Annotated in this window: 18 protein-coding genes and 1 pseudogene; 1 reads left to right on the forward strand and 18 read right to left on the reverse strand. The window is 37.8% G+C overall.

Features of this window, described 5'->3' with window-relative positions:
* Positions 1-7 precede the first annotated feature (7 nt).
* The 5 genes and pseudogenes from H5118_RS01295 to H5118_RS01315 form a co-directional block, all read right to left on the reverse strand.
* Positions 8-439 carry a transthyretin-like family protein gene (locus H5118_RS01295; protein ID WP_259395945.1) on the reverse strand — a complete coding sequence of 144 codons (432 nt, stop codon included), beginning with the start codon at positions 437-439 and terminating at the stop codon, positions 8-10.
* 238 nt (positions 440-677) lie between these two features.
* Entirely contained in the window at positions 678-1,457 is a 780-nt protein-coding gene (locus H5118_RS01300; protein WP_182747478.1) for a hypothetical protein, read from the reverse strand.
* Between the two features lie 90 nt (positions 1,458-1,547).
* Complete coding sequence (locus H5118_RS01305) at positions 1,548-1,814, reverse strand: hypothetical protein (RefSeq protein WP_076924322.1); 267 nt, start codon at positions 1,812-1,814, stop codon at positions 1,548-1,550.
* Positions 1,815-1,891: 77 nt separating this feature from the next.
* Complete coding sequence (locus tag H5118_RS01310) at positions 1,892-2,371, reverse strand: hypothetical protein (protein ID WP_182747479.1); 480 nt, start codon at positions 2,369-2,371, stop codon at positions 1,892-1,894.
* A 220-nt stretch (positions 2,372-2,591) separates the two neighbouring features.
* A pseudogene (locus tag H5118_RS01315) lies at positions 2,592-2,919 on the reverse strand (hypothetical protein); the annotation flags it as partial.
* A 32-nt stretch (positions 2,920-2,951) separates the two neighbouring features.
* Here H5118_RS01315 and H5118_RS01320 point away from each other — a divergent pair.
* Complete coding sequence (locus tag H5118_RS01320) at positions 2,952-3,941, forward strand: IS30 family transposase (RefSeq protein ID WP_182738687.1); 990 nt, start codon at positions 2,952-2,954, stop codon at positions 3,939-3,941.
* Positions 3,942-4,067: 126 nt separating this feature from the next.
* On the opposite strand, the gene H5118_RS01325 is transcribed toward H5118_RS01320, so the two are convergent.
* From H5118_RS01325 to tssF, 13 genes are all read right to left on the reverse strand, one after another.
* A complete protein-coding gene (locus H5118_RS01325; RefSeq protein ID WP_007584441.1) occupies positions 4,068-4,565 on the reverse strand; it encodes a hypothetical protein in 498 nt (165 codons plus the stop codon).
* Between the two features lie 206 nt (positions 4,566-4,771).
* On the reverse strand, positions 4,772-5,758 hold the full coding sequence (locus tag H5118_RS01330; protein ID WP_182747481.1) for a hypothetical protein: 987 nt from the start codon (positions 5,756-5,758) through the stop codon (positions 4,772-4,774).
* 150 nt (positions 5,759-5,908) lie between these two features.
* Positions 5,909-6,976, reverse strand: a complete 1,068-nt coding sequence (locus H5118_RS01335) for a hypothetical protein (protein WP_182747483.1) — start codon at positions 6,974-6,976, stop codon at positions 5,909-5,911.
* Positions 6,969-10,019 carry a hypothetical protein gene (locus H5118_RS01340; protein ID WP_182747485.1) on the reverse strand — a complete coding sequence of 1,017 codons (3,051 nt, stop codon included), beginning with the start codon at positions 10,017-10,019 and terminating at the stop codon, positions 6,969-6,971. Before H5118_RS01340 ends, H5118_RS01335 begins: the two co-directional genes overlap by 8 nt.
* A 1-nt stretch (position 10,020) precedes the next feature.
* Complete coding sequence (locus tag H5118_RS01345; RefSeq protein WP_259397867.1) at positions 10,021-11,139, reverse strand: DUF4150 domain-containing protein; 1,119 nt, start codon at positions 11,137-11,139, stop codon at positions 10,021-10,023.
* Complete coding sequence (locus H5118_RS01350) at positions 11,136-12,035, reverse strand: hypothetical protein (RefSeq protein ID WP_182747487.1); 900 nt, start codon at positions 12,033-12,035, stop codon at positions 11,136-11,138. Before H5118_RS01350 ends, H5118_RS01345 begins: the two co-directional genes overlap by 4 nt.
* Entirely contained in the window at positions 12,025-13,056 is a 1,032-nt protein-coding gene (locus H5118_RS01355) for a DUF2169 domain-containing protein (protein ID WP_182747489.1), read from the reverse strand. Before H5118_RS01355 ends, H5118_RS01350 begins: the two co-directional genes overlap by 11 nt.
* Positions 13,046-14,206, reverse strand: a complete 1,161-nt coding sequence (locus H5118_RS01360; RefSeq protein ID WP_182747491.1) for a hypothetical protein — start codon at positions 14,204-14,206, stop codon at positions 13,046-13,048. The genes H5118_RS01355 and H5118_RS01360 overlap by 11 nt, the downstream gene beginning before the upstream one ends.
* A gap of 4 nt (positions 14,207-14,210) precedes the next feature.
* Entirely contained in the window at positions 14,211-14,627 is a 417-nt protein-coding gene (locus tag H5118_RS01365) for a hypothetical protein (protein WP_182747493.1), read from the reverse strand.
* 17 nt (positions 14,628-14,644) lie between these two features.
* A complete protein-coding gene (locus tag H5118_RS01370) occupies positions 14,645-16,666 on the reverse strand; it encodes a type VI secretion system Vgr family protein (protein WP_182747507.1) in 2,022 nt (673 codons plus the stop codon).
* A 25-nt stretch (positions 16,667-16,691) separates the two neighbouring features.
* On the reverse strand, positions 16,692-19,427 hold the full coding sequence (gene tssH, locus H5118_RS01375) for a type VI secretion system ATPase TssH (protein WP_182692322.1): 2,736 nt from the start codon (positions 19,425-19,427) through the stop codon (positions 16,692-16,694).
* Between the two features lie 18 nt (positions 19,428-19,445).
* Positions 19,446-20,429: a type VI secretion system baseplate subunit TssG gene (tssG, locus tag H5118_RS01380; protein ID WP_182692321.1), complete on the reverse strand. Its 984-nt coding sequence runs from the start codon at positions 20,427-20,429 to the stop codon at positions 19,446-19,448.
* Positions 20,426-22,144, reverse strand: a complete 1,719-nt coding sequence (tssF, locus tag H5118_RS01385; protein WP_182692320.1) for a type VI secretion system baseplate subunit TssF — start codon at positions 22,142-22,144, stop codon at positions 20,426-20,428. Before tssF ends, tssG begins: the two co-directional genes overlap by 4 nt.
* Between the last annotated feature and the right edge of the window lie 20 nt (positions 22,145-22,164).

Below are 22,164 nucleotides of genomic sequence, written 5' to 3' on the forward strand. Positions count from 1 at the left end.
TTAATAGTTAAAGTTTACATGATGTGTAAATCGCAAAAGCGTGGCTGGTATCTTCTTTAATTGGAATATCGTATGTTTGCGGCTCTTTAGAAATATCGCACTTCAAGTGTGCAAGAAGCTCTTTAAGTGTGTCACTTTTTTCATGAATTGAAACAAGCGTGTACCATAAAACAATTCCTTCTGGCGTGCCGTTTTCTAAATAAATATGCTGAACCAACGAGTCGTTATCAAACATATTAGAGGGCTTACCTGTTTTTATTGTTTTTTCTGTAAAAGTAAAATAACCGTGTTCGTCTGTTGTGGTTTCGTCAACGTATTCATCGCCATAGGTGAGTGAGCGCATTACTTTAGTGTTTGCAACTGGCTGCCCATTATCTAATAACTGCCCCTTTACTAGAGCCGATAAATAAAATTCTTGTTTATTAAAAAAGCCAAACATATCCGCACAAGCCTGTGATGTAGTAAAAAAAACAACAGTAATAGAGGCTATTACCAACACAAAAATTTTTAAACGCGATAAAAACAAAGCAAACACTCTCCCAAGACCTAGCTATAAGCTACTTAATGTTTATGGCCAATTAATTACATCGACCATATTTATATTAAAAAAAGTAGGGGAACATACTAATTAGGTACAATTATACTGCACGTTTTTTAACCAAAAAAACAATCCTAATTTAATTATAAAATAGCGTATATATTAATTTACCAATACTACTAAACGCGATACCGCCCACAAGCAAAAAACCATATATAAAACTTATAGCACCCGCTGAAGGATCGCTCCTTTTATCAATTTCTATACATGCCGTGCACACAACAAAAAATATAAAAAAGTTAGCGATAACGCCTAAAATAAAAGCATTGCCAAATAACGGGGATACACCTGTCAAAACTGCGCCCAATATTAAGAGCGAGCCTGAAAATGAATGTTTATTAAACCGGCTCTCAATCATTTTTATAACTAATGTTGCTAACATAAAGAGTAAAAAGTATAGCGTTGGCCAAAACTGATAATACAAATAGCCCCAGTTTAAAAGCTCACCTGTAGTTGATGAATAAGTTTGTTCACCTATGACAGGCGCTGAAGCATTCGCGGCATTTTCGCTAAAAAAATATCCTAACCCACCAATAATTAATTTTATAATCCCAAAAAATAAAAAACTGGCAATAGTAAACCCGATAGCGTCATCTCTTGTTAATCGCTTTTTAGCTTTGCTTTTTACAATAATGGCAAGCATTAAACCTAACAGGCATACACTTCCTAAATAAAGTACCGCTTGCCAAAAGTTATCAAAATAAAATACGGCTAAACCAGGCGCTATAAATAGATACATAGCATCTTCGTTATCTAATGAACGGCTTGGAGTACTCCGATCTGACTCTTTAAAAAGAGCTAAATATACAAATAAAGGCTGTAAAAACAGCATTAAAATACTCGTGGTAATAAGGCTCATAGATCATCCTTGATGAGAAAAAATTAATGCAGCACTAGTGCTGCATCAAAATTAAAAATGTGGGTGCTCAATAATAAAGAGAGGTAGGTGTTATAGGTTTATTTTTTGAAAATATGTTTTAAGTTTTAAAAGCCCCGACTCAAGTTCAAATTTTTGTATTTTAGGATTTTTGAATTTAAACCCATTAGAAATATGGGTATTAATCATTGTCGCCATGCCCTCAAACCCAGCTGGCGCAGTGGCAACTAAATCGCTCAACAAAGGGTTTATAAGCACTTGATGCTCTTCTATTAAAGCTGGGTCTTCATATATATCGTAAACAAGGTTAGTTAGTGTTTGTTGGCTTTGTTGTTCCATATCATTTCTATAGCGCCTTAGCTTAGGCGTTCATAGCTCCCTAGAGTTCTAAATTGAATAAAGGTAAAAAAAATTTATTACTTTTTGTTCCTTCGGTTACTTTTTGCCATTTCTTTTTCGACAGCAGCACGAGCGTCTTTTATATCTTTAAAAAAATCATACTGATATTTAACAAGACCTTGGTATTTTTCTCCTTTAATTAAATAAAAAGAGAGTAACATAAAGGCTACATTGATAACTGTTGCAATGTAATACCCATTACCTTCTAAAATTATAAAAGACGGTAAACAAATCACAGCTAAAAATAAAGCATAGAATTTTAATATATTTGCGCAAAAAAAAGAGCCTTGGCTTACTTTAAAATTTATAAGGCAAAATGCTATTCCTGTAGAAAATAAAATGCCTAAAAGCCACTCAGGTTCTGTATCAAAGTATTGCGTTAACACAGTCATTCCGGAGTATACAGCCCCCAAAAGTAAGAGCACTGTTACGAGTAGGAACCTATGTAAAAGCTTCCATGGTGGAAATAATAGAAATACCTCATCGTTTTTAGACACTACTTACTCAACTCCTCATATACTTCAGTTGCAAGTAAAAGCTAAACTGTGCCATAAAAATTTTTAGATTAAGAACCTATCTTTCCTAATAAATTTATTTTATTTAACCCATAAAATAGAATTTTACTGCTGTTAAATTTAAATTAAACGCATAAAAATCGCTGCATGATGCAGTTGTGATTTATTACTAAAATTTCACTATAATTGATTTAGTTTTATGCGAGTAGCTTTCGCCCTGTATATATTTCTGTGTAAGTACAGTACCTCTACACAGTTTATGCCAACGAATAATGGTCACTTTATCATTCAGCTTTTTTGTCATCTACATACAGAACCAAGTGAGTATGGTTACTAATAACAGCATAAGGGCACACATCAATACAAAATATCTCGGCTAACTCAAGCAGCTTATCTTCAACCCAGCCTCGTCGATGTTCATAAGATTGAACTGTAAAATGCTCTTCACCGCACAAAAAAGCACGCCGAACACAACGCGAGATACAGTGGTAATATTTTGTATCGGCAGATTCAAGGTCGAAGTGCACCACCTTTACTAAACTATAAGTTCAGGAGGTGTGCCATGGGTACCCAATATTCACATTTATCTAACTTTGAACGTTGTCGTTTATTTGAGTGGTATCATTACCAAAAAAAATCAATACGTGAGGTGAGCCGATTACTAAATCGTTCACATAGCACTATTAGCCGAGAGTTAAAGCGTAATAAATATGATTATTACGTACCAACTTATTACCCTCATCCAGCTCAAATGTATTACGAAGTAAGGGTAAGGGAGAGAGCTAAGCGAGTTAAGCTTAAGTCTGTTGAAGCTCAACGATATGTGACTGATAAGCTCAAGCTTGGGTGGAGTCCTGAGATCATAGCTGGGCGAATAAAATTTGATAAAACCTTACCCAACGTATCTCACGAGGCCATTTATCAATATATATACAAGAATGAACCATCACTTATTGTATATTTAGCTAGGCAACATAAAAAACGTAAGAAAAAATATCCAACCCGTAAAACGAAAACAGTTTGGGGTCAAAGATGTAGTATTTTAGACAGGCCAGATGACATTAATCTCAGAAAAAACTTTGGGCATTGGGAAAGTGACTCTGTTGAATCTAGCGACAGAAAATGTGCGCTGAATGTGTTACTTGAACGAGTTTCTAGAGTGTGTCATATCACCAAATTACCATCTAAAAAAGCTCTAGCGACATCGAATGCAATATGTAAAAAACTATCTATTTACCCACCAAGTTCTTGTTTATCGATAACTTATGATAATGGCTCTGAAAATACAGAGTTTAAAAAAGTAGAAGCCATTTTGAAAAATAAATCTTATTTTTGTGAGCCTTATCACAGCTGGGAAAAAGGTGCTGTAGAGCAAGTAAATGGGTTAATTAGAAGGTATTACCCGAAGAAAACAAACTTTAGCAAAGTAAGCCATCAGCAATTAAAAAAAGTAGAGGAACAACTAAATAATCGCCCTAGAAAATGTTTAGGATTTAAAACACCAAATGAAGTCTATAATGAATTAGGTGGTGCACTTCCAATTAGAATCTAGGGGTGTCTTGTTTATTGAAATTAAGATGGGTGTCTTGTTTATTGCTGTCCCCTTACCTTTTGGATATGTTTTCACCCTCGTACAACTAAACTAGACATATATGTCGTTTGTTTCGCATTTAATATCTTAATTCTCTTGAAGCTGACTTCTTAGTTTATTTATATAGTTATTTAATGCTTCTGGGTCTTTAGCAATTACAAAATTGTCATTCTCAAGTGTTTCTATTTCGTAACCAGTGGCATCAATAATTTTAGAATCCACATAAACATCTATCATATCACTAAAATATGACTTCCAATTTGTTGAAAATTGAGACGCTATTTGTATACAACCATATATTAGTACAAAGCTAACTGATGCTATTGGCCCTGGGTATAATTGCCAAAACTCGGATAAGCTCATATCACCTTGAATATATAATTGGTCAGGTCCAATAAAAATAGTTAAAACGGAGGCTATGAAAATACAACCGAATACAATAGCAAGCATCGACCAGAATTTTTCCTTTGGATTTGACTTTACACTTGCATGATAAATAGCTGTAAAGCCTTGAATGGCAAACACTGCCGGAAGCGCATCAAGATCAATGCGCATTTTATTAGCTTCTATATTATTATCTTCCATATTAATTGATTCCTTTAAAAATTTTCAAATATAGTTTTGGTTAGTGGTACTTAGCTTCTTAAATAAAAATTTTCACTAATATAGTGAATGGCCTAAATTAAGTAATAAAAGATTCTAAAATTTATTTAATACACATGTGGACAGTTCACTTGAGTACATAAAAAAACAATGTACTCCATATAAAATTATCTTTTTAAATAAATTACTCAGGGTACCCCACACGTTAACTGCATAAATAAACGTTTCGCTTTGTATTTCCAATTAAGTGTTTGTTTTCGCTCAGTCTCGGGAGTCCACCGTTGCCATGGTTTGGTGATTTCGGGTTGTGGCTCGTCGCTGTACCAATCTATTTTGTATGCTTCAGCATAGAGCTCATCATAAATTTCTGTTTGTTGTGCAAAGCTCATATCACGCCAGTAAACCTCAGGGCGATTGTTGTGCTTGTCAAACTCAGCGGTAATTGAGTCTAGGTACCTGTAACCCTCATATTCAGGTATATCAGGTAATGGCTTTGTCTTATCCATAAAGCGAACTAATCGTTCCCAAAACAGTAAACAATAAATTGGGTTTTGTGCTAACTCTGTCACGACAATCGTCATTTTTGTTTGTGGGTATTTATCTATGTCTTTATGGGAGAGTCTTGGAAAAAATGCTCGCGAGCCCGACTGCGAGGTGCTTTCGTTTATTAATGAGCGTTGCATATCTCGCCAATCAAAACAGCAATTGCCAAACTCATCTCGCGCTTCACAATCTGGGATATCAAAGGGATAACCAACCTTACCTGTTTGACGGTCAAAATACGCTAACTTAGGAGGCGCCATCCGATCCCAGAGTGGTTGAAGGTTTAAAAATGTAAGGTTCCCTATAAGCACCAAGAATAATAGAGTCAGCGGGTAAGGCTCTGAGCCAAATGGAATCCACCATAATGTAAATAACCCTATAAATGAACTACCTGTGAACCCTAAAAGCATTGGACCAAAGATAAGTGCTCTCATGGGATCATTACCGCATGAATGGACTTGAAAGCGCTGGGGATTACTACTAAAAACCGATTTATCATCATATAACCAGCTAGCTAAAAAGCATAACCCATTAAACATTTTCCGCAGATACAGCGTATCGCCTTCTTCATAGAATTGATTAAAAATTGTTTTTTTAGGTAATGGGCCACCTAAGTACTTAAATATACTCATACTATTTTAACTAAATAACCTAGGCAGCACTTATGCTACCTAGGTTTAAATTCCTTTTATGATTGTTAAAGAACTACGGTTAGTCAATCGATTTGAAATCCTGGTTCTTCATGGAAAATAGAAAGCTGTTTTTAATGTGTTTTCCACAGTTTACAAATCTATCATCAAAAATGATGTAAATTTTTGCCACAAGGTTTTCCCAAACTTAATTTCACTCTCAGGCTTGATGTTATCTGCGTATTTCCATGGAAATTTAAAAATATCTGGCGGTGTTAGCTTTTTGATAGGTTTTCCCATCAAAAGATTATCGAGCTGCTCTTCATCATTAAATTCTTTTCTAAGCTCATCATCAGCTTGATTCATTTCTTTTAAAAATGACTTATCAACGCGATACCAAAAGTACTTAGGGCGACCATTGGCTTTATCAAATTCAGCGGTGGTTTTATCAAACTCTCGGTAATATTCAAATTGCGGAATGTCTGCTAAAGGTTGGGTAACATCCATAAAGTTTTGTAATAACTCCCAATGGATTAGCGATGGAGTAAATTGATTAGCATACGTTTTTTCATATCTCATACTTTTTTTGAAATGTAAAAGCGTAAAACCTCTGTTTGGAAAGCCACTATTAGGGTTATGGGCTACTTTGTAATGTGCATTGAATTCTTCAAACGGTAATTCGTCAAAACTCTTAGCGTCAATTGTAGGGGTTGCTACTACCCCTGTTTCCCGGTTGAATCTAACAGCCAGATTAAATTTTTTTCTTATAAATGGCCAAATAACTAAATTTAAAGATTTAGAAACTACTAAATAACAAAATAAGCATACAAGTATATCAATAGCCAAACTAACGGAGCCCAGTAACACTACAAATAGAGGAATAAATAAAGCTGACAATAAGGCAATAAAATGTAATAAGACCCAAGAAAAAACCATCAAATCAATTTTATTAGCTGGATTCGTTGATAGAGCTAATGTTAAGTTACTTGTTTTTGAACAAAAAATAGAGCGGTACTTCTCATACCTCCCATTCAGGTTGTTTTTATAAAAAATTTTTTGACTAATGTCATAGCAATGACCAATAAAGCGCCCCCTTGGATATAAAACCTGTTTACTCTGATAACGACAGTAAGCAGATTCACGCCCTTCTTTCGCTATTTCATTTCTAAACCTTTCATTTTGCGTACCTTTATAAGCTGCTATATCATACTGCTCAAGCATATTCTACTTCCTTTATTATCCATGCTTTATCTGGTACTTCACCGTCTTCCCAATCGTTACGCTCATCTATATTAACGTAAGGCAAGGTCACATTTTTATCTAACCGATACTGCACTTTTACTTGCCAATCAACTTCGAAATGTTTTGGCCACATAGATAAAATTGGAAGAGTATATTTAAACCCAGTGATCGCCCCTGATTGCGTATCTTCTTTTTGGGTGATTTGCCAGTTTTTATGGTCACGGCGAAACTCTTGCTCAAAATGTAAAACTCCCTCATCTTCAATTTGATAAACTTGAACGAATACCTCTGATTGACCTAAGGCAAAGTTTGGTGTGTCTATATCTATCGTTAATTGGCAGTGGGTACTGGTTAATCGTTTAACCCCAAGCGTAACGCTTGGTTTCATTAGTGCGCCTACTAATGCGGCATAACACTCTTTTGGTTGAGTGTACCATTTTTTGAAACTGCCAGTGCAGCGGTCATCTATATCTTTAGCAAAGGGGCCATTCTTTCCCCAAGTTTCTAGCTCATTATCTGTGACTAATATAGCAATAATTGCAATGATCAAGCCGACTGCGATTATTGCCCACCCTAAAGGTGTAGTGAACAATGCCGCACCAAGATATATAAAACCTGCTATAGCGACAGCTCCACTTAAGGCATGAAAAAATGCTGCATCCATATCATTTTTCCGAATAGATTTATAAACATCCAAAGCCGTAATAGTCAAGGTTAAAACTAGACCGAAAGCACCTACTATTTTTGTAACTTGTACTGTTCTAATGATTAGATCAACCTCTGAAGCCAAAAATATAGAAACTTTTGAGAGCCTAAATGATGCGGCCTCAACGGAGAGCGATGCTAGGCTAAAAACAATATTCACAGAATCTAATGCAAACTTTAAATCCAGTCGTTCACCGGCTTTAAACTTCTTAATCATCTCGTTAGCATTAAACATCTCAAACGCTAACATCACCATTGGCAAGTTATGCTCTAAAATTCTCACGCCTTTGAGCTTAACTGTATCAACTGCACCTAGCTTAAAGTCTGGATTATCGTATGCTTTTGCATACCTATGCGCTTTAGGCACTACTACTAATTCACCTTCGATCGAATCATACCTACCGATTAAGTCATTATAATCAGTCCAATTTTTTGGATTAAAATAACCTTTATTGCTTCCAAAGGATTTAGGGTCTTCAGAGGCAATTACATTTTCTTTACTATCGTAAATAGTTACTGCATTGGGTGGCGGATTTTTCACACTTTCACGTAGCATTGCACGCCTTTGCTGCCTATTGTTTTGCGTGCGTTTATAGTTAGTAATGCCAATTACTGATGGGTTATCCCCTAGCACAGCCCCAGCCTGTTTTATATGTATATCTGCAAAGTCACTAACTCCAAGTGCTTTGTTATAAGAGACCATTAAATTTCTAATTTTTACTGTATGCGGTTTTAAAACGCCATTTTGATATTGACTCGCAACTCGCCCCCAAGCAGCAGTTAAATACCCCACAGCATCTTTTGCTTTACCAAAAAATTCTTTTAAAGTTTTATTTGCAAGCAGCGGTTCTTGCTCTTGCTTTTCTTCGATCAACTTTTCATGAATGCGCTTAAATTCTTCAAATCTAAATTTAGCTTCACCGTTATTCTTTTCTTTTGGTAATGTTTTTAAAACAACACTACCTGGGATACTTATATCAAAATGTCCTTCAGGGATCATAAAACATTCAGATAGCCAGTTGCCTTTCTCAAACGTGTTTTTTAAAAAGCTTTCAATTGCGCTTGTGGCTTTATTTATATTATTTTTACGCTCGTTTTCAGCGGGTAACTTTTCTTTCCAAGGCCTAAATACACCAGTTGAAACATCGTCGATACTCAAGATATTTAATACATTAGTGATAAAGTTAAAGCCAAATAAGTAGTCTACATTTTCAAGGGCTACCCAGTCATTCATTACTGGGGCTAAACCAATATAATCACTTTGCTTAGACGTTAAAGGTGAGTCGTTATTTAAGTCTTGTAAAAAATCAACTAACTCTTTTTGTGCAATAGGCAACTCTTCAAGTAATTGTTCTAACTTGTCACTTGAAAGATAGCTTTCTAAATAGTCTTTATCTAAGTGTTTTGCTCCACTACGTAAAAACTTCGCACCAGAACTTAAATCTGCATACCCCTCTTTTTTAGTTTTTATAGGAGTCATCGAAGTTCGATGTGGAAATATATAATGATCGCGCATCACTTTTTCATGCAAGTCATCATTTAACATTGCTTGATATGCAAGAACACCAGAATCATAGTGCTTTTTATCTGTTAGTTTTTTATTCTCAATCTGTAATTGCAAGAAAATCATTTGGCATTTATTTAATAAAGAAAGCGCAATCCCACCTGGGTCATGGATTGTAATTTGGCCTTCACTCTCTGCTGCGGCTAAATCAATCTGTTGGCAGCGAGCGTTTCGCAATGAATCAGCTAATCCTTGGTCTTCAACATACGTAGGTGCTTTAGCGTTAACACTTTTTTGTCGTGGATCATCTTTGTAAAATCCGCCGAGGCTCACAATATACTGCCATGACCATTGTGCAATGGAAAAAGCAACCTGTACTGAGGGTTCGGAGAGTGAGCCAGGCTCACAATTTAAGCCATTTATTTTCTTAGGTAGTAAGATAGTTTGAGTGACTAAACCTGAATATGAACGCTCATTCTTGCCAAATTCATTAGCTAAATCAACCTCAGATAAACAACCGTTATCAACGGCTGCTATTTCGCGCCATAGATAGCCATTTACAAAAATATAATAAAAACCATTTAAATTACTAACAGGTTTTTCGTCATTCCCCAAAACCTGAAATTGTGCAGATTTAGCTTTGCTTTTATCAAGCGACGCTTCGGTAAAAACTTTTGGCTTTACTGAAATATACAAAGATTTGTTATCATCATTAGGCTGACTATCAATAGAAAAAACATCGGCATAACCAAAAGGAATATTAATATTTCCACACTCACCTTTAATCTCAGAATCTAATTTAACTAGCCCCATTTTAACCACCTACCGTAAAATTAAGAGATGCTTTATTACCACTTATATGCTGCTTATCAGCTAAAGGAATTTTTTGCTCTGCAGCTCCCTGCGAAGCCTTTACTAAACCTAACGTTGCATCATTACTATCGACCCCTGTTACCAGGACACTCGCTCTATGGGTTGTTTCAACATTCTCTAAACTATCCCTCACTTCCACACTCAACCCCCTAGGTGATGCGCCACCTGATTGCGCTAGCGGCATAGGCGGGGTGTTTTTTGAGTTTGAAATCATTGGATCGCCTTGGCGCACTGCGGGTTTACCTTCAATAAGTACGTTAAATGAGCCCATAATAAATTCGGCTTTTCCATCGTTAGTGCCGCTTACTATGCCTTTTTTGTTACCCGGCTTGTCGCCTTTACTCTTTGAAAAGTTACTTTTGATATTAGCCGCGCCATTTCCGTTAATTTTTACAGACCCAGCAACACTTGCTACATCGCTGGCCGCAGCCATATTTGCGTATGGAATAGGGATTACACTTGGCCCTACTGTGGTTAAACATACGTCTATGGTACTTAATTTACCGCCGCTTTTTTTGTGTACCGCTGTGCGGCCATTTATGAGTACATTTTGCCCTGACACTGTGGTTACTTGCGCTGCTTGCGATTGCGCATCTTTGGTTAGCTGCTCTTGAGTGCCGGCTTGCCACCCTAAGTGACTCGACACTAAGTCTAAAAATGCTTGGGCATTGGTAATAGGTTTATTAACATCCATATCTGTTTGTGGTTCGTTCCACGGCAAGATGGGCTCGTTTTTTTCATCGTCCCATTGTGGTGGCGGAATTATATAGTCGGGTATGAAGGTATTAACCATTTCGCCTAGTGTTTTATCGCGGTATTTTGGGCGTGCTATTTCATCTAAAAAAGCAGCTTCACCGGCATCTCTGTCTTCAAATATAGCAACATTACTGGCTTTACCTAACGCGCCGTTACTTCGTGCACTATTATTGAGGGCTAATAGCGTTGGGTTATTGTGTCGCCATGTTAATGATCCTCCTGAACGCACATCGGCGGTTAGCGCGTCTATGTCGTACTGAACACTGCCTGTTTGTTTACCTGCGGCTGCATTAATGTATGTCATGAATTTTCACTCCTTGAAATTTTTATTAATTGCTCATTGGGTGAATTAAATAATAAAAACACATGATTTAACCCTTCATTTAAAGGGTTATTTAAATAACTGTTTGCAAGCACTAAACCAGTTAGGTCGTTTGCAACGCCTTGATAGCCAATAGTATTATTTAAGTCGGCAAGCTCTATTAATTCGTCTTCTGGGCTATACAATGCTTGTGTATTAGCAAACCATTTTTTTTGCCATGCTAACGACTGCTTACCTGCAAAGAGGTAAGTATCATTAACACACGCTTGTGCTTGGTTAAGCTGTTCTTTTAACTCGCCATTAAAAAGCTGTGCTTCTAGCCCACCTTGACCATGTATAAGTAATGCACATCCACCTTCTCCATTAATTATACCCGGAGGGCCATTTAGCACTTGCACATCGTTATTTTTTGCTTGCTCGCTCACATACTGGTAACTAACACACGAATCTACTGCAATTATTAACGTATCTGGGGCTATATTTTTAAAATCGATAGTTGTTGTTTGTATAAAATCAGGTATTTGCTGAGAGATCACCTCAGCTAAAAGCTCATTGAGGGTATCGTCACTTATTACTGGGTTGTTTAATTCATCCTGTGGTAATACAAACACTATTTGACTTATGCGGGATGTTTTTCTGAGGGTTGCAATATCAATATTTTCGATAAGCTGGCTTAGTATTAGTAAGCATTTAGTTTGCCTATCGAGTTGAGCAAGCTCTTCTATTTCTACCATTATGTAGGGGGCATCTAAGCTTATATCGCAACGAATAAGTGCTTTGCTTGGTTTAGAAAATAACATTTGATTCGCAACAGCGGTATATAAGCTACTTGGTTTACACCCTGTGGCATTTATGTGGCAAAGTACGTCAAACTTCATTGTTGGCTTCCCTTTTTGCCACGACTAACTGACTATTTGCGCCTACGTGTATAGCATCAATGCTGCCACGCCATAATAAAGAAAAGCTTTGCGCGTCAGAATCAATAATTAAGGTGTCGCAGCGCATATTAATTGTATGCCTATTTAATGTGTTAACCAGCTGTACTATTGGCTCTTCAAATGGAAGCTCTACTCGTTGGTGTTGCCCATAGTTTTGTAACGGGTACAGTCCAGAAAGCGAAAACGCCCACCCTTTTGTAAACTCTTTTTTTACTCGCTGATCTAAAGGTGCCATATTATTAAAATGTTCATCAAGCATTGTTTTAAATGGGTAATTGCCTGCCATTAGTGCTTTTTGATCAATGTCGGGCATGAGCTCTATGCGCGGTGACCAATGCGAAGGTATTGCTGAAAAACCTGCTACTGGCGTAGTATGGCTCGGCTTTCGTAGAAGCTCGTTTGCATATTCAATAGAAGGTAGTTGCTGCCCTATTGCCTGTTTATTTTTAAGCTTAAAACCTTTTCCTATTGGGTTTTCTAGCAGGTAATCGGTTTCGTCATTGAGGTTTTTTCCACCAAAGGCATTGCTGTAATTAATAGATGTAGGCTCAATAATATTAGGATCAGTAGCAACAGGCCCAAGTAAAGAGCGCTTCCAAAAGCGTGCGCCAGTTACACGTAAACGTTTTTTAAATAGTGGCTGTGTTTTATTATAAAGGCCAAGTTCTACTTCAATCACTCGCGCTTGTTTGGCTTTAGGTGGGTAAGCTGTAAAGTCGCCATACACTTCAAATCCATGCTTAAAAGCAAGTTGTTCGTTTACTTCACTCAGTGGAGAATGTGCGGGGTCACCAACGTAGTCATCCGCTACAACAATATCAGGCCCAGGCTCGTTTGGTGTTACATTGCCCTTTTCGTCAAACTCAAAGCTTTGTTTTACGACAACCACTTTAGCCAGCGTACGATCACTCAACCAACCATCAAAAAAACTGGCCTGCCAAGGAGAAAAATTATTCAGCACTTGGGCTCTCCGCTATCACACTTTGCCATTGCTTAGCGCTCACTAATAAATGGTATAACGCACAGGCTTTTTGCAGTGGATAATGCGGTGCTATTACACGTTGCACAACTTCTCCTGCAAGCATTTTTAGTTTTTGTTTTACATTACTGTGCACAAAGCTAACACCGTTTAATAATTGATCCCCGGGCATTAATGCAAACGCTTGTCTTGCATGCTCTGCATCGTCAAGGTTTATGCCGCTATGTACGTTTTTTTCGTTATTTGATTCCACTACAGTCACTTTGTCAGCTTGGGCAAGCGGCTTATCAGTTATTGTTAGCCATGCTGCATATGCTGGTTTTTGCGTTACCCCATGCGCCATTAAATTAATAAATAAAGGCAGTGTGCGTTTGTATACAAAGTGGCTTAGTACATGCTGGCAAAGCCCGGGGTTAGCTTTACAAAATAGAAGGCAAGGTTCATCCCAACGCGGATCATTAGTAAGCCCAGCTAAAGCAAGCAATTTTGCTTTTTTATTGTCATCATTTGTTTTAGCAAATACTTTAAACAGCATGTCTGATACGTTTTCTGCGTTATTACAGTAGGCATTTACAAGTGCTGCGTAAGCAATATCAAAGTTAGCATGTAACATTGCATTGGTAAGCTCTGTTTCGCTTAAGTGCTGTGAAAAAAGTAAAGTAATTGCGTTACTATCAAGCTCTTCTTTTTCGTTGAGTACACTATTGCGCAGTGCTTTATTATCGTCTAACTGCCAATAATCAAGTAAGTGCTGTAATACACTGTAATAACTTAAATGTTTGTCCGACTTTAAAGCTAAAAAAGTTTCGGCGCTGTTAAGTTCACTTTTTAAATTAAGATTTTGCAACAATAGCGTGTATATACTGTGGTGATCGGGGTTTTCTGCCGCAAAGGTAATAAATTCATTCAGTACTAATTGACTGACTTGTGTCAAATTTTTACCTGCAAAGTAATCTGTGGGGGCATCACTTTTTAAATCGCTGAGCGTATATAAATGATTTAGTAATTGGCTTTCAATTACATTTAGTCGCGCAAGCGGGTAAACGCCTTGCGCTTGCAACTTTTGTTTGTGTTTTAATAAAGTAGTTAAGCGCTGCTGATGCTGCTTAACCTTAGCGACTTGAGCAAACATAGTATTAATTAAGCCTAATTGGCCAGCCAGCCAAGGTAAGATCTTGCTCGCTATTGGCTGTTATATCTCGCCCTTCGAGCACTATGGTCCCGTCGGCAAATACTTCTATCGTCCCTTTAGCGGTTTGGAGGCTAATACTTTGCTGTGCTTCAATAGTTATATGGCCTTGGCTATTTTTAATGAGTGCAGCGGGCGCTTGATCTTCATTTGCAAGTAGCCCTGTTACTATAAAGCCTTGTGCAGTGTGGGTAAGTAGTACTGTGTCGCCCACTTGACATGGTGTTATATGCGCCGCTTGTGCTACAACACTCTGTTCGTCGTTATTTATTGTAACGCTTTTAACTCGGCCAAATTCATCAACTTTACTTACAGGTGCAAGTTGCTGATCGTGATTAAATATACTTTTAACTTTAGCGTTCATTAAATTACTCCTTTAACTTAGTTATTACTAATTGCACTGCCTTTGATTGCTATATTAGTGGCACTTAACGTTATATTAGTGGCGTCAATTGTAAGGTTACCCGCAGCATCAATTTCTATACTTGCGCCACCTTGGCTTAACTGAATTGAACCCTGTCCATTTGCTTTTATAGTAATATTTTTACCACTGTTTAATTCTAAATCACCTTGAGGTGCTTGTAGCTCAAGGTTGCCGTCTACCGAGTAAACGCTAATATCTTGTCGTGCTTGCATTTTAAGCTCATCAGTTGCTGTGAGCTCTAAGTTACCGTCAGTCGCTTGAATACGACTATTTGAGGCTGAGTTTAGAGTTAAATCCGCAGCCGAGGTAACTGTAATATCTCCCTCGCGGGTTTGAATTTGCAGATTGTTTTCTACTCGGGTTGTAAAATTATTAGCGACTGTAAAATTTGCGTCGTTCTCGGCAACAAACTGTAGGTTTTCTTTCGCTGAAATTTTAACATCACCATCAACAGACTTTAACATTGCCTGGTGCGCACCATTTGTTGCATCGAGTATTAATTGGTTTTTATTGTTTTTATTGGCAAGGCTTATCTTCTCTTCGCCTTTTTTGTCATCCATTACAAAGCTGTGCCCAGCTTTAGTTACTAATTTGTTTTCAGTTGGGTTTTCGCTTGTAACAGGGTTTGGTGCATTTTCATTATAAAGCGCGCCTAAAATTATAGGCCTGTCTAAATCACCATTTTCACCACAAACGAGCACTTCTGTACCTTGAGTTAGTGGAAAATGCATACCGTGCCCGCTGCCGCCGTAAGGTTGCATTAAACGTGTAGGACGGCTTTCTTGGCCTTCTCCATCTTGATTAAACGGTAGTTTTACTACGTAGTTACCTTTGTCATCAATTTCTTGCTCAATTAATGCATTAAACGTAGCAAATACACGTCTCGCTGGGCGTAATGGAGCTTTATAAGGCTGGTTAACACTAATTAAATAAGCTTGGTTTTTATACGTTAAGCCCTTTACATTAGAGCCGTATTCAACCGAAGCACTTTGGCTACCTTTGTGCTCTACACGCGTCACTAAATACTGACCATCATGCTCTGGGTGGTCATAAATATTTAAACGCATACCAGGGCGAAGCGCCCTGCAGTCTGTGTCTATTATTATTTGCTCACGTTGGCAATCAAACGCTTGCTGCCTGATAGTTGCTAAGTCTTGCCCTTCGTTTGATTGCCCGTAATTATCACCGTAATGACTATCTTCACCAAAACCAATAACTGACGCACTGTTATTTTTTGAAACTTGCAAATTACCCGGAGCTTGGTAGTTGTAATCATCTAAGTGTGTACTTTGCGGAAATAATTGGGCCTGCCTGCTTATAGCAAAAATTGACTCACTCGTTCTTACTTGCCCAGATGGTGGTACATAGCTTAGGTTTATTTCATCAAACTCTTGCGCTATACCATTAGAATCATTGCAAATATACAATGTACATTCACCACCCGTTTGCTCTACAAAGCTGTACACAAAACCGTGCTTACGCATTAAGCGTGTTACAAATTCGTAATCAGTTTCGTTGTATTGCACGGTCATATCGAGCATGGTTGAGCTTGCTTGTACATTTAACTTTTGCGCAGGGAAACCTGCTTTTTCAAACACACTCAAAATGATTTTACCTGCATCCATAGCAGTAAATACACGGTTAGAATGCTGATGCTTAAGTAATGTTAAATGAGAACTCATGATCAAAGTATAGTGATACCCCTGATGACTTTGACCATGCGCTATAAAACCACTAATTAACCCTGAAATAGTACGATCTAACATTGACCACACTAGTGATAACGATACATCTTTGCCTATTAACATCTGAGATGTTAAATGTTCAGGGCTCAATACTTGGATTTTAAATTCATAGTCTTCACATAAACGATCGTCCCTAGACTCAAAGTCAGTTACATAGACCATTCCGTCAGGCATGCCCTGTATAGCAACACTAAAGTGACTTTTATTGGCCTTGAGTTCGTTAAATATGTCCATGAATCCCATTTTTACATCCTTTTATTTAAGCGTTATCTGCAAATGTCGCTGTAATTTCGTCTTGTTCGTCAACAGCCAGCGTTAAAATATCAGGCATGTCTTCTTCTGCCATAAACTCTAAAATTGATTTAGCGATACCAGGAAGTATTTGCTGTTCTATAACCGCATTTACCATACGTGCACCACTATCTGAAAGCGTACACTGAGTAGTCAGTTTTTCTAAAACACTGGCATCTACTCGTAGCTGCATTTTGTGGTTTTCGTGTAAACGTGTGGCAATGGCTTCAAGTTTCAAGCTAACGATAGACTGCAGTGCTTCTGAATCAAGCGCTAAGTAAGGTATAACTTGCATACGGGCAAGTAAAGCAGGTGCAAAAAAAGCAAGTAACTGCGGCTTAATTAAATCTGTCAGCGCAGCGATTGATGGTACTTTCCAAGGCGTTCCGTCTTCATTAATAGGTGCTTGCGTTGGATTTAGCGCTTCGTTAATAGCTGCTTCTTGATCGCTTTGCTGTACTTGTTCTTCCTGATCATCTTGAGGACTTAGGTCTATAACTGTAGGCGGTGTACATGCATCGATTAACTCTGCCGATCCTAAATTAGATGTCATGATAATTACAGTATTTTTAAAGTCTATTTCACGTCCTTCACCGTCACGCATGGTGCCACGCTCAAACACTTGATAAAACATGTTCATTACATCTTTGTGTGCTTTTTCAACTTCATCAAGCAAAATCACTGAATATGGGCGCTGTCTTACCGCTTCGGTTAAAACACCACCTTCACCATAACCAACATACCCTGGTGGTGAACCTTTAAGTTGCGATACGGTGTGCGACTCTTGATATTCACTCATATTAATAGTGGTTAAAAATTTATCACCACCAAATAACTGTTTTGCTAAACAACGCGCCGTTTCTGTTTTACCCACGCCCGATGGACCAGCTAGTAAAAATACGCCTAGCGGGCCTTCATCGTTGCTTACGCCGGCTTTACTCACTCTTAGTGTTTGCGCTATTTTAGCGAGTCCTGCCTGCTGCCCTATAACTTCTTGGCTAATTGTGGCTTCAAGATTAATTAAATTACTAATCTGATCTTTTACCATTGCCCCTACTGGCACACCGGTCCACTGTGAAATAATTTGCGCAACAGCATCGGCGTCTACTTCACTAAATAAGCCGTTGTCTTGTGTATTTTGCTCTTTTAGTGATTGGCGAAGTGTCAGTAATGATTCGCTATCAAGCTCTTGATCAGTTGCCTGCTTTATCTCGTTAATTTGACTCAAAGTCGAAATTTGAGATTCACGCGAGTGAGTAAGTTGCGCCAATTTATTTTGTGCAATAACCAGCTCTTCAACTAAATGGGTAAGCTTATCTTTATCAACGACTAAACCTTGCCCTAGCTCTACATTGAGGCTATTGATTCTGGTTTCTAAATAATTAATGTGCTCGCGCTCAGACTCAATGGCAGCTGGGTCTGTAGCAAACGACATACGTACTCTTGCCGCTGCGGTGTCTAATACATCAATAGCTTTGTCTGGTAATTGGCGACCTGTTATATAGCGCGACGATAAAACGACAGCAGCTTCTATAGCGTCATCCGTAATTTGAATATTATGATGCTCTTGATATTTATCTTTTAAGCCTGCAAGCATTAATTGAGCCGCTTGCTCTGTTGGCTCATCCACTTTAATAAGCTGAAAACGGCGCTCTAGAGCAGCATCACGTTCAAAATACTTTTTATACTCGCTCCATGTTGTAGCAGCAACGGTTCTTAATTCTCCGCGTGCTAATGCTGGCTTTAATAAATTTGCTGCATCACTCATGCCCGCATCGCCACCGGCACCAATTAAAGTGTGCGCTTCATCAATAAACATAATTATTGGCGTAGTTGAATTTTTAACTTCGTCGATCACCGTTTTTAAGCGGCGCTCAAATTCACCTTTAACGCCGGCACCTGCTTGCAATAACCCCATATCAAGCACCAATAAGCGTACGCCTTGTAAATCACTTGGTACTTGACCATCAATTATGCGCTGGGCAAAACCTTCAACGACTGCTGTTTTACCTACACCTGGGTCACCCACTAAAATAGGGTTATTTTTTCTTCGACGGCATAACACATCGACCATCATTCTAATTTCGTCATTACGACCCAACACAGGATCAATTTTACCCTGTTTTGCTTTTTCAGTTAAATCTTCACAGTACTCATCAAGCGCAGCTGTACCGTGCGATGAATCTGTTTGATTTGCAGACTTTGATTTAGCTACTGGGTTTAAACGCTCTGAAGATTGCTGACAAATTTTATCTAAATTTTCAGCTAAAAAGCGTGAATCTATTTTATCTAGTAAAGCAGGTAATTGAAGTACAGGGCTGTAAGGTAATAACTCTGTTAATGAATCAATAAGCGCAGCACCTGTTATAAAATCACTTTTATGCTGAACATTAGCACTTAACCATGCACGCTCTAGCCATTCGTATAAACGACGAGAAAATGTAGGCTTACTTTGATTACCGGCAGGTTGTCTATTTAAAAAGTCTAATAGCTCATGCCATACTTTGTCTTGATTAATATTAAAGAAATGAAAAATGTGCTCAAGGTCACCATTACTTCCTTCTTCCATTAACTTAATAAGTAAATGCTCAGGAAGCACTTCAAAATGACTACGACTACTCGCAAACCCAGCTGCTGATTCAAGTGCTGTTGCGGTGTGGCCATTTAATTTATCTATGAGTTGTTTTATGCCTTTAGCATCCATTTTTTTATCCTTAATTCCTTAGTGTTTATACTGTTGATGGCTGTAGCTATGTGTTGTTGTATTTGCAGCTGCGGCCCCTAAATATGAATTATGTCCAAGTACTAGCGGTTGCTGACCTAAAGCTTGTTCGGCAACAGCCTCATTAGCTACTTTTATTTGGCAAACCCACTCTACATTACTTGGTAAATGCGCAGTCAGAAGTGCAGCCATTTTTATACCTTCTTCGCTTCTTGGCGTTAAACTCATGGCTGTATCACTATTAACTGGACCTATATCTATTGTTAAAATACTTCCGCTAACTAATACCTTCGTTCCAAGTACTGCAGAGCTGCCTAAAACCATTTGGTTTTCTTCGCCGATTGAACTTGGTGTATCTATTTTTTGCCAATTTGCTCGTGTGTCGTCAACTTTTAGCGTGTCTATATTTAAACTATGTTTAAGAAGCTGCGCTAAGCCAGCAGCGCTAGTTTGCTTTAAACTTGCAATACCACACTGAATTTTTTGATCAGTTTTTCCCAGTAAAATAGATTCAACTAACCCATCAAATTGGCTCGCGCCTCTACCTGCTATATTAATTTGCGACTTTTTCCAGGCCTGAAAAAGTTGGCAATAAAGTACATGATTAAATATATCTAAAAACTGACGAACGCGGTCACCGCTTTGCTCATCACTTGCTGCTTGCTCTAATACATAGTGTGGCATGGGTGCATCTACACCATACAAACCTAAAAAAGAAGTCGATAAGCTTAACCTTCCTCTGCCATCATTCTCTAATACACATTCGCGTACATCAGTAGCAGGAAAACCAAGCTCTTTAAAAGGTTTAAAAACAACTCTGTTACTAATCCCTTGCTCTAGCTCTTGAGGTGCGGCCCAATGTTTTTCTATTAAGCTCATCGCTTTAAATAAGTTAAACCGCCAAGGCTGCTCAATAAGTAGCTCTATTGGCGCGGGTAACTTAGACCAAATAGGGTGCGCATGATTTTTATCAGCATAACTCATAGCTGATAACTCTTACCCGGTTCAATATCCCAACTCCACGATTTATAACTAGGAATTGCATTAACACGCGTTTGTACGCTTTCATTTATAGGGGCATACATTAAAAAGAATTCATGTAATACATTACAAAAATGAAATAAATCAGCATCACCAACAAATTTACTTTCATCAATATCAATAAGTACATCAACACCTTTGATAAATATTCCACGTTTAATTTGGCTGATCGGCGTTGCTGTTATTTTTAAAATGCTTTCAATTCGTAATCGATTCTCGGCTTTATTAGACCAATCAAATAACACTAGTAATCTTTTTAGTTCTGTAACTTGCGTAATTTGTGAAAACTTTACATTTAATAAGCTAATAAGCTGCCAGTGTTTTGGCTGACTTGGACATGCTAAATAATTAGTTGGGCGTATAACATTTTTAACCTCAACGATGCTCGGCATATCTTTTCCGCCTTCGTTCAAGTCTCCCTCTTGCAAAAGTTGACGAGGCCAACCTGCATTAAAAGAGGTTAAATCAACTGATAGAGTTTCTTTTTCATCTTCTAAATTAAAAGGAAGTTGTAAATAATGAGTCGGGGCTGCTGCACCTACGTCTTTTGTGAGCACAGTAAATAGCTTTTTTTCATCTTCAAATACGCTTTGATAACGGGGAGTGTAATCATACGATTGTCCCGTTATAGAGTTTCGACCTGCAACTGCATCTACCGTATAACTAAAAACATGATCATAACGTGCCTGATCTGCACTTATCATATAGTCAGTTCTGTTTGGCTCTATTTTAATTGGCTCTGCTGCTTGGCTAAATAAATTAACTGCTGGCACGCAATTGATTAAAATGTTCTCTTTACTTAACTGATGACCTGGCGGTAATTTATTATCACCCCTAAATACGATTTCAAAACGGTCAATATGCTCAGGAAACTCTTCGTCTTTTAAACCATCAAATGTTAAAAAATAAAACCTATCTTTTGCATTAAAATAATCAAGTAATAATGCATATCCTGGATGGCTTTTAGCCGCACTAGGCAGTAAAGCGCCATCTATATCTAAATAAGTAGCGCTGCAACCTTTTGCTTTTAACTTTTTATTGAACTCAAAATGGTTAGCACCAAAATCAAGTTCTGCTTGTTTATTAGGTGTTTTCAATAATTGGAATAAAGCACTGCACAATGGTGTATCACCACGTAAATAAAAGTTTAGTTTAGATAAATCAAAATTACTGCGTTCACCTTGGCATATAAACTTAAGCCCTATTCGTAGCTCTGCACCTAAGTGCGACTCTTGATACCGAACATGCTCAACATCTAAAGGAACAACGTCTAAACCGTGTGTTGTGCTAAAAATTATTTTTTTATTATCGGCCTTTGCTTTAGGCGGATTAAGCTGTAGACCTTTTGAAATAGAATGTGTTTTTTGCATAGCCAATTTAGGCTTAAATTGAACCACAGTACTAGAAGGATAATAACTTAGGAGTATTGGACACAGTTGACGCAGCACTTGCTCTGAAACTTCAGGTACTGACTCATCTAAACGCTTTTGAGTATGGGCAGTTAAATACGCTACACCTTCTAATAAGCGCTCAATATGAGGGTCTCTATCTTTTAATGCATCAATGTTAAGCATTCCTGCATGCTCGGGATAAAACTGAGCAAACTGCTTACCAGCTTGGGTTAACAAGCGCATTTGAGCATCAAAATATTGCTGCATTCATCAATCCTTTAAATAAA

The organism is Pseudoalteromonas sp. SR41-1 (genome assembly GCF_014164015.1).
Lineage (GTDB): Bacteria > Pseudomonadota > Gammaproteobacteria > Enterobacterales > Alteromonadaceae > Pseudoalteromonas > Pseudoalteromonas distincta.